This is a genomic window from Salegentibacter salinarum, assembly GCF_900168115.1.
In the GTDB taxonomy this organism is placed as follows: Bacteria; Bacteroidota; Bacteroidia; order Flavobacteriales; family Flavobacteriaceae; genus Salegentibacter; species Salegentibacter salinarum.
On the sequence record NZ_FUZC01000015.1, the window covers coordinates 66,204 to 75,363 of the forward strand.

Genomic DNA, 9,160 nt, shown 5'->3' on the forward strand with positions numbered 1-9,160 from the left:
TGTGAGGTCTTTTTAAATCTACTTCTCTTTCAATACAACAACTGAGAATGGAGGAAGTGTTACTTCTAAAGTTCCTCTTTTAAGCTTAAAATCTTTAAATTCTTTTACTGCTATCTTCTCTGGATCATCAAAAGAATTGTGATCCTGCAATTCATCAGACTTTAAAATTTCAGCTGTCATATTATCAACATCTAAAGCATCAACATCTATTTCTACTTTATTCTCTTTTTCAGCATCAATATTAACAAGAGAAATATTAACATTTCCTGCATCATTTCTGGAAGCTGAAACTGAAATCGCCGGTAAACTTTCACCTTCATAAGTATAATCTGGAGAATCAAATTCTACAGGTAATAATTTTGTATCGTGGTGTACTGTGTACATTTTTAGTACGTGGTAAGTAGGAGTAAGAATCATATCTGCACCATCGGTTAAAGCTACTGCCTGTAAAACGTTAACTGTTTGCGCAAGGTTCCCCATTTTTACTCGATCACTTTCATTGTTAAAGATATTAAGAGTGACACCGGCAATCATAGCATCTCTCATGGTATTTTGCTGATAAAGGAAACCAGGATTTGTTCCTTCTTCTACTTCATACCAGCCACCCCATTCATCTACTATAAGGTCTATTTCTTTTTCAGGATCATATTTATCCATTATATCTGTATGCTTATCGATAAGTTCCTGCATCCATAAAGCAGTTTTCATAGTAGAAAAATATTGCTCTTCGTTAAAATCTGTTGCAGATCCTTTATCCTGCCACTCTACAAAAGAATAAGAGTGTAGAGCTACACCTTCAATAAGATGCTTCGGAATATCTCTCATAAGCACCTCGGTCCAATGATAATCGTCCTGATTTGCTCCTGAAGCGATTCTATAAAGATCATTGTCATTTTCCCAACTAGTCATAAACGTAGCATACTGCCTGTAAAGATTGGCGTAAAACTCAGGAGTCATATTTCCACCACAACCCCACATTTCGTTTCCAACACCCCAGTATTTTACATTCCAGGGTTCTTCTTTACCATTTTCTTTTCGAAGGTCTGCCATTGGGCTACCTTCAGCGTGATTTACATACTGGATCCAATCGGTAAATTCCTCCACCGTACCACTTCCTAAATTCGCAGCCAGGTATGGTTCTGCGCCAAGTTCTTCACAAAGGTTTAAAAAATCGTGCGTTCCAAAACTATTATCTTCTGTAACTCCACCCCACCAGGCATTTACAATGCTAGGTCTATCTTCTTTAGGACCAATTCCATCTTTCCAGTGATAGGTGTCTGCGAAACAACCGCCGGGCCATCTTAGGTTAGGAATTTGAATATCTTTTAAAGCTTGTATAATATCAGTTCTGACCCCGTCTTTGTTCGGAATTTCACTGTCTTCGCCCACATACAATCCGTCATAAATAGAACGACCCAGGTGTTCTGCAAAATGTCCATAAATATGTTTACTTATTGTTGGAGCATCTTCAGTTTCTTCTATCGAAATACTGGTTTGCCCGTAAAATAAATTTGGCAAGCAGAAAATCCCGACTAATACTGTAAATAATGAAAATTTTTTCATGTTGTTTTTTTATTAAAATCAGCAAACTTCCTAAAGTGAAAGTTTGCTGATGGCTAATTAATTTGCTGAATTTGGTTCTAGATTTGGGTTAACATCCAACTCACTTTGAGGAATAGGAAGATATTCTTTTCCCGGAGACCAGGTGTCAAATTCACTATCGTGGGCTCTTAGCTCTGCAAGTTTTGCATCATCATACAACCATCCCCACCTAATAATATCGTGTATTCTCATACCTTCAATTGCGAATTCCAGCGCACGTTCATGAGCTATTTGTTCTCTCATTTGCTCTTGTGTTAAACCCGGTTTAGTTTCACGAAGATCTGGCAAATTGGCTCGATCTCTAACTTCCTGAATGTAATCGTAAGCATCTTCAGTTTGGCCCATCTCATTTAAAGCTTCTGCATACATTAACAGTATGTCTGCATATCTCATTACTCTGTAATTAATCTCAGATCTCTCTACACCACCCTGGCTTTCAGTATCAAAACCGAATCCATCGTGAGTATATTTTCTAGGATATATCGCATCTTCAGCATGAGGCCATGGAGTACCGTTATAAACCGTAGTTGAATTAGCCTCCGGTTCGTATGAAGCTATGCTTACAAGCAACCGAGGATCTATACCGCCATCTACGGTTTCTTCAGATTTATATTTATCATAAATCCATCGTGTTGGCAAGAAATCTGAATACCCATATCCATCCATAGCATAGGTATGTCCTACAGATGATACCTGCATCCAGGCAGCCGAAGGTTCCCCTCCATAATTCATAACTGTCCCTCCTACCTCATCGGTTCCGGCAAATTGAACTTCAAAAAGGGATTCATCATTATTTTCATTAAAAGGACCAAAATTGTGCTTGTAATTATCTTCTAATCTATAAATGTTTACTTCGGGTCCATCAATGAGCTTTTGAAACTCAGTAGCCGCCAGGTTCCATTGTTCAGAATACAGATAAGCTTTACCAAGAAAACCTGTGGCAGCTCCTTTTGTAGCTCTACCTACCTGGCCCTGATCTATTCCTGAAATATTAGCATAATCTACAGGCAAACGTGATTGGGCTTCTTGGAAATCGGAGATTATTTGACTCCAAATAGCTTCTTCTGAAGCTGTTGGGGGATAATATTCTTCTTCACTTTGAGCTACTGAAATTATTAGCGGCACCCTCTCAAAATTATTTTTAAGATTAAAATATGCTAATCCTCTTAGAAAATATGCCTGCCCTATAACTCGTTCTTTTACGGCCTCGTCCATTTCTATTTCCGGAACTCTTTCCAAAATTTGATTTACCCTAAAAACCTGTTGGTAATAGGCTGACCACATCCATTGAATAGGTCCAGAAGTTGGTAAAATTGTAAAGTTTGAAATTTGCATTAGATCTGGCCATGGAGTATCTCCTCGAAAATCATCTCCCCGCCCATCATTTAGTGCAGGTGTCATTCTCATATAGTACCCATCAATAAGCAAACTATTATATGCTGCATTTATTCCGGCAATTGCCTGTTCCTCATCGGCCCAATATTCAACAGCAGTCATACTATTGGGATTGTTCAATTCTAGTTCTTCATCACACCCCGAAAATAAGATGCCCAGAAGAAATATGATTAATATATTTTTTGTTTTCATAATTCAGATTTTTAAAATGATAAGTCTACACCTAACATAAATGTTCTAGGTTTCGGGTAAGTACCGTTATCAAACCCCGGCTCAAATACTCCAGAGTTGAAATCAGGGTTAAAGCCATCGTAATACTGGAAAGTATATAGGTTTTGAACTGTCGCATAAATTCTTGCAGAATTTAAAGCATCTTCAAAAAGACCCTGGGGCAAACTATAACCTAAGGACAAAGTATTTATTCTTAAGTGATCACCTTTTTGCAACCATCCCGGTCTATTGGAATCTCTTGCATTATTATTCGGGTCATTTGCCACTACACGAGGGATATTGGTTTCGGTATTTTGTGGCGTCCACCTGTCTAAGATGTCTTCGTGAGCATTAATAAAACCTGTAGATAGCATTAAAGATCTATACAACCTACTATTTATGTAATAACCGGCTGCACCGGAAGCAAACATTGTTAAGTCAAAATTTTTGTACTGTGCAGTAAAGTTTAATCCGTAAGTCACGCTTGGGATTGCACTACCTAAAAAGGTTCTGTCATTTGCATCAATTACACCATCTTCATTAATATCTGCAAATTTTACATCTCCTGCTGAAGTTGCTGCATTTTGAAATGCGTGCCCTTCTACTTCCTCTGCTGACTGAAAAATTCCGTCGTAAACAAAACCGAAGTGCTCTCCTACTTCTCCACCAACCTGGGTTCTAGATCCTACACCTGCAATTGGCTCGTCACTTCCTCCTAAAGCTAATACTTCATTCTTTATAGTACTGGCATTTGCAGAAATATCGAATGAAAAATCTTCTTCATTATTATAATGATAGGTAATCTGTGCATCAAATCCTGAATTCTTTAAACTACCGGCATTAATTGTTGGCGCGGTGTTAATTGAACCTGTAGAAGCCGGGATTGGCACCCCAACCAGGACATCGTTTGTTTCTTTATCGTAGTACTCTAAAGTTAAATCAATTTTATTATTGAAAAGAGATACATCCATACCTAAGTTTAAAGAAGTAGTGGTTTCCCATTTAATATCTTCAGCAATAATACTGGTTTGTAAACCTCCTAATACCCGGTTACCACCAAAATTGTAAGGTATGTTTCTGTTTATAACTGCCTGATACAGGTAATCCCCTATATTTTGATTTCCTAACTCACCGTAACTCGCTCTAAATTTTAACTGATCTACTTCTGGAACATTAAAAAAGTCTTCGTTAGAAAGTCTCCAACCCAGGGCTAGCGAAGGAAAAGTACCGTATCTATTTTCAGGTGCAAAACGGGAAGAACCATCTCTTCTCACTGTAGCTGTTAATAAGTACCTGTCATCAAAATTATAATTCAATCTTCCAAAATAAGAAGCAAGCGAACTATAAATTTCTTCACCGCCAACCGTTTGGTTACTACCGTTAGATAACACAGGATAATAAGGTTTTGGCAAACTTTCAGAGTGTGCCTGTCTTAAAACTGTAGAATTCTCCTGATATGTTTGACCTAAAAGAACATCTACGCCGTGTTTACCAAATTCCTTCTTATAATTTAATGTATTTTCAATTAAGGCCACGGTATATATACTAGAGTTATCATCCAGTAAAGAACGCCCTGAACCGAAGAAATATCCCATCTCAAATTCAGGTACAAAAGAGAAACTTCTTACGTGAGTTTTATCGTAACTTGTATTTAGCTTATAGGTAAGCTCGTGCCCATCTGTATCGAGCAGCTTAAGCTCAGGGTTAACTATAGCAAAAATTCTATCTACCTCTACCGTATTGGTAAATAAACTATTAATACCAGGTACATTAAGGATTATTTCCTGGTGTATTTCTGAAGAAGTTCCGGCATATCCACCTTCATTATTCTCATCATAAATGCCAAGAGTTGGAATAGCATTTACCAGATCGTTAATTAGCGGTGGTCTTCCACCGGTTAAAACATCATCTCTGAAAGTTAAGGAATTCTCGAAACTATGAGTGTAGTATAAAGATGGAGAAATTTTAAAAATTCCTTTTTCCATTGTAGTATTAATACGCCCCGAGTATCTCTCGTAATCAGGACCTTTCCCTACAAAAACACCTTCGTTATTAAAATAATCTAAGGAAGCATTATAAGTTATATTATCGCCACCCCCAGAAAAATTAAGGTTATGATTTTGTCTACTTCCAGATTGAAGACCTACCTCCTGCCAATCGGTATCAATATTATCGACAAAAAGATCAGAACTTGGATCGTTACCAGGAATAAGTGGTAAACCTGCATTCGTTCTTTTTTCATTTGAAATCATCTGGTAATCTTCTCTTCCTAAAACTGGAATATCCTGTGCTACCTCATCAATCCCGTAATATCCACTATATTTTATTTGTAAAGGCGTATTCTTCTTACCACTTTTTGTAGTAATAATAACCACACCATTAGCGGCCCTGGAACCATAAATAGCTCCGGCAGATGCATCTTTAAGAACCTCAATAGATTCAATATCGTTAGGGTTAAAATCCCTGATAGACGTTCCCACCGGAACTCCATCAACAATATACAAAGGCTGGTTGTCTCCAAAGGTAGCCACCCCACGAATTCTAACATTTCCTCCTGCTCCTGGTTCGCCATTACTGGTAACAGTAACTCCGGCAGTTCTACCTTGAAGCATTCGTGAAACATCATTGTTTGATTGCTTTTGAACTTCTTCTGCATCTATTGAAGCCACAGAACCGGTTACGTCCTGTCTACGCTGGGTTCCATACCCAACAACTACAACATCATCCAGAGAAGCATAATCTTCTGCAAGAACAATATCTATATTGGCTTGACCGTCAACAGAAATTATTTCTGACTCAAAACCTATATAGGAAAAATTTAAAACGGCATCTTCAGGAACAGAGATGGAGTATCTTCCTTCCATATCAGTAACAACTCCATTAGAAGTGCCTTCTTGTATAACATTAACCCCGGGTAAAGGAAGATTTTCTCCTTTTGAGGTCACAATACCTGTTACTGTAATGTTTTCCTGGGCCATCAACGCCGTTCCTGAAAACAACAGTACGAGAAAAGTTAACATAAAACGTTTTCGTAATAATGATAACTTATCATAATAAGAATTTGCGTTATTCATAAGATAAGATTAAAAATTAATTAAGTGTGTTTTTTACATTTCCAAATGTAATTAAATTTTTAGCAACAAACCAAATAAAATTTAGTGATATTCTTAAAATAATCACTGAGATATGATGTAGACTACAATTAGCAATTTTTTCATCGTTAAAATTTTAACAATAAAGCTCGGGCTATATCAGAGTGTTTTTAAATAGTTTTATAATTTAGCTGAATAGCTAATCAATAATTTTATGGTTCCTAATTATCAAACTGAAGACAAGGTTCTTCTGGCAGTAGATTGTATAATATTTGGTTTTGATGAAGAAGATTTAAAAATTCTTCTTATCAAAAGAAATTTTGAACCCGAAAAAGGTAAATGGTCTTTGATGGGGGGGTTTCTTAAAAGACACGAAAACCTGAATATGGCTGCTAACCGAATCCTCTATCAACTTACAGGGATTGAACAAATTTATATGGAGCAGCTATATGCTTTTAGTGAAGTAGACCGGGATCCTGCAGAGCGAACCATCTCAGTAGCCTATTTTGCACTGATAAATATTAAAGAGCATGACAAAGCTTTAATAGATAAACATTCAGCCCATTGGTTTAGCGTCACAGAACTTCCCGATCTTATTTTTGACCATTCCGAAATGATCATAAAAGCAATAAGAAGATTACGCTATAAAACTTCTAAAAAACCGATTGGTTTTGAACTCCTGCCCGAAAAATTTACGATGCGCCAGCTTCAAAAACTCTATGAATCTATACTTGGAGAAAAACTGGATAAACGGAATTTCATTAATAAAATAAATGCTTTAGATATTTTAATAAAACTGGAAGAAAAGGATATGAATTCTTCCCGGAAGGGCTCTTTTTTATATCAGTTTGATGCAGAAAAATATCAGCAAAAGGTAGAAGAAGGCTTTTCTTTTAAATTATGATTTAGCACTGATTACTAAATACGCTTTCTCTAAATTTATTCCTATAAAAAAATCCTTTTGAGAGTAGTTTTATCGAACTTAATGAATAATCAACCGTAAAATTGAAATTAAAACTTTTCTCCCAAAAGGATGAAATAAGCATTTATTAGGGCAAAATTTTTATAAATCTCTAATAGATTGCTAATTTAAGAAAAAAAATATAACTTGTGGTCACAGAAACCATAAGTTTTAAATCTGCTTTCCTTTTTCTTTAAAATCTCTTCTCAAATTAAATTTTATCCAATCAACTTCCACTTTTTATTGAGTAAAATAAAGTCAACTGGGAAATAAAATATGTCCGCCGTCGTGCATTCAAAAAACAAGCTTCATTATGAAAGGAATTAAATAAATTCTATTTATGAAAATCCTTTATCTCCTTAATTTTATAGGTGGTACTGGGAGGAAGATCTGCTGATTTGGGTTCCCAGTATTTATAAACAAAAGACGAGATGCCTTTAAAGCAATAAATAATGTCCATTTACAGGTAAAGCTTTATTTAAGTTCCCCAATGTTTAAATATAACCTCGCAGCTATTCAACATTACCTATGATTTCAGCGGTTAACAATGTATCCTATTTCGCTCTTCTTGGGGAAAATGTATAATTACTATTTTACTTTAAATTGCTTTCCTTAAAACAATTTTAAACCTAAGAATTTCCCTGCAAAAACTCTGCACTTTAAAATTGAAAAAGAAATAATCGAAAGAATGAATTTTAGTTTTCTATTTTAAGTTTAAAAACTATTATTCATCCCCGCGATTATTTAAATAAATTACTAAGATTTCCTCTTAATTACTTTTTCAGCTGCTTTTATAATAGCCTCTGAATTTAATCCATATTTTTCAAAGAGTTGTTCAGGTGTGCCGCTTTCACCAAAAGTATCCTGGGTGGCCACAAATTCTTGTGGAGCAGGATTATTTTCGGCTAAAGTACGGGCCACACTTTCTCCAAGTCCGCCAAGGAAGTTGTGTTCTTCGGCAGTCACCACACATCCGGTTTTCTTAACCGATTTGATAATGGCTTTTGCGTCTAATGGTTTTATGGTGTGAATATTAATCACATCAGCACTAATTCCTTTTTCTGAAAGTTTTTGAGCTGCCTGAATAGCTTCCCATACCAAATGACCGGTAGCGATGATGGTTACATCTTCTCCTTCATAAAGTTGAACCGCTTTCCCAATCTCAAATTTCTGGTCTTCAGCAGTGAAATTAGCCACTTTTGGTCTTCCAAATCGAAGGTAAACCGGGCCATCGTGTTCGGCAATTGCTAAAGTTGCTGCTTTGGTCTGGTTAAAATCACAAGTATTAATTACCGTCATTCCGGGTAACATTTTCATAAGTCCAATGTCTTCCAGGATCTGGTGGGTTGCACCGTCTTCCCCTAAAGTCACTCCCGAGTGAGAAGCGCAAATCTTTACGTTTTTCCCTGAATAGGCAATAGACTGACGAATCTGGTCATAAACCCTTCCGGTTGCAAAATTGGCAAAAGTTCCTGCAAATGGAATTTTTCCGCCAATGGTGAGTCCGGCGGCCATTCCCATCATATTGGCTTCTGCAATTCCTACCTGGAAGAAACGCTCCGGATTTTCATCTATAAAATCCTGCATTTTAAGCGATCCTACAAGGTCGGCACAAAGGGCCACTACATTAGGATTCTTTCGGCCAAGCTCGGTAAGACCCGCGCCAAAACCTGAACGAGTATCTTTTTTTCCTGTATCTGTATATGTTTTCATTCTAAATTTCTTTGTCATTTCCGTAGCCTGTGCTGAATTCATTTCAGTAGAGGCGGAAAATCTATTTTAATAATCTCCTAAAGTTTCCGGGTTTTGAGAAAGCGCTTTTTCTAACTGTTCGTCATCAGGCGCTTTTCCGTGCCAGGCGTGGGTATGCATCATAAAATCTACGCCGTTACCCATCATT

5 protein-coding genes and 1 pseudogene are annotated in these 9,160 nt (G+C 36.7%); 1 reads left to right on the forward strand and 5 read right to left on the reverse strand.

What is annotated here, in order from left to right; genetic code table 11:
- Positions 1–18: 18 nt before the first annotated feature.
- Genes B5X53_RS15675 through B5X53_RS15685 form a run of 3 tightly spaced genes read right to left on the reverse strand, consistent with a single transcriptional unit; the run spans position 19 to position 6,281 of the window.
- Complete coding sequence (locus B5X53_RS15675; protein WP_079714171.1) at positions 19–1,563, reverse strand: alpha-N-arabinofuranosidase; 1,545 nt, start codon at positions 1,561–1,563, stop codon at positions 19–21.
- Between the two features lie 57 nt (positions 1,564–1,620).
- A complete protein-coding gene (locus tag B5X53_RS15680; RefSeq protein WP_079714172.1) occupies positions 1,621–3,189 on the reverse strand; it encodes a RagB/SusD family nutrient uptake outer membrane protein in 1,569 nt (522 codons plus the stop codon).
- An 11-nt stretch (positions 3,190–3,200) separates the two neighbouring features.
- A complete protein-coding gene (locus B5X53_RS15685) occupies positions 3,201–6,281 on the reverse strand; it encodes a SusC/RagA family TonB-linked outer membrane protein (RefSeq protein WP_079714173.1) in 3,081 nt (1,026 codons plus the stop codon).
- A gap of 232 nt (positions 6,282–6,513) precedes the next feature.
- Here B5X53_RS15685 and B5X53_RS15690 point away from each other — a divergent pair, with 232 nt between their 5' ends.
- The gene (locus B5X53_RS15690) at positions 6,514–7,203 is read left to right on the forward strand and encodes an NUDIX hydrolase (protein WP_079714174.1); all 690 of its coding nucleotides are present in this window, start codon (positions 6,514–6,516) and stop codon (positions 7,201–7,203) included.
- An 813-nt stretch (positions 7,204–8,016) separates the two neighbouring features.
- On the opposite strand, the gene B5X53_RS15695 is transcribed toward B5X53_RS15690, so the two are convergent.
- The gene (locus tag B5X53_RS15695) at positions 8,017–8,973 is read right to left on the reverse strand and encodes a transketolase family protein (protein ID WP_079714184.1); all 957 of its coding nucleotides are present in this window, start codon (positions 8,971–8,973) and stop codon (positions 8,017–8,019) included.
- Between the two features lie 66 nt (positions 8,974–9,039).
- Positions 9,040–9,160, reverse strand: a pseudogene (locus tag B5X53_RS18930) (transketolase); the annotation flags it as partial.

What these genes read in the sequence shown, in the direction of transcription:
- B5X53_RS15675 (WP_079714171.1), bottom strand. Translation starts at nt 1,563, where the DNA reads ATGAAAAAATTTTCATTATTTACAGTATTAGTCGGGATTTTCTGCTTG.
- B5X53_RS15680 (WP_079714172.1), bottom strand. Translation starts at nt 3,189, where the DNA reads ATGAAAACAAAAAATATATTAATCATATTTCTTCTGGGCATCTTATTT.
- B5X53_RS15685 (WP_079714173.1), bottom strand. Translation starts at nt 6,281, where the DNA reads ATGAATAACGCAAATTCTTATTATGATAAGTTATCATTATTACGAAAA.
- B5X53_RS15690 (WP_079714174.1), top strand. Translation starts at nt 6,514, where the DNA reads ATGGTTCCTAATTATCAAACTGAAGACAAGGTTCTTCTGGCAGTAGAT.
- B5X53_RS15695 (WP_079714184.1), bottom strand. Translation starts at nt 8,973, where the DNA reads ATGAAAACATATACAGATACAGGAAAAAAAGATACTCGTTCAGGTTTT.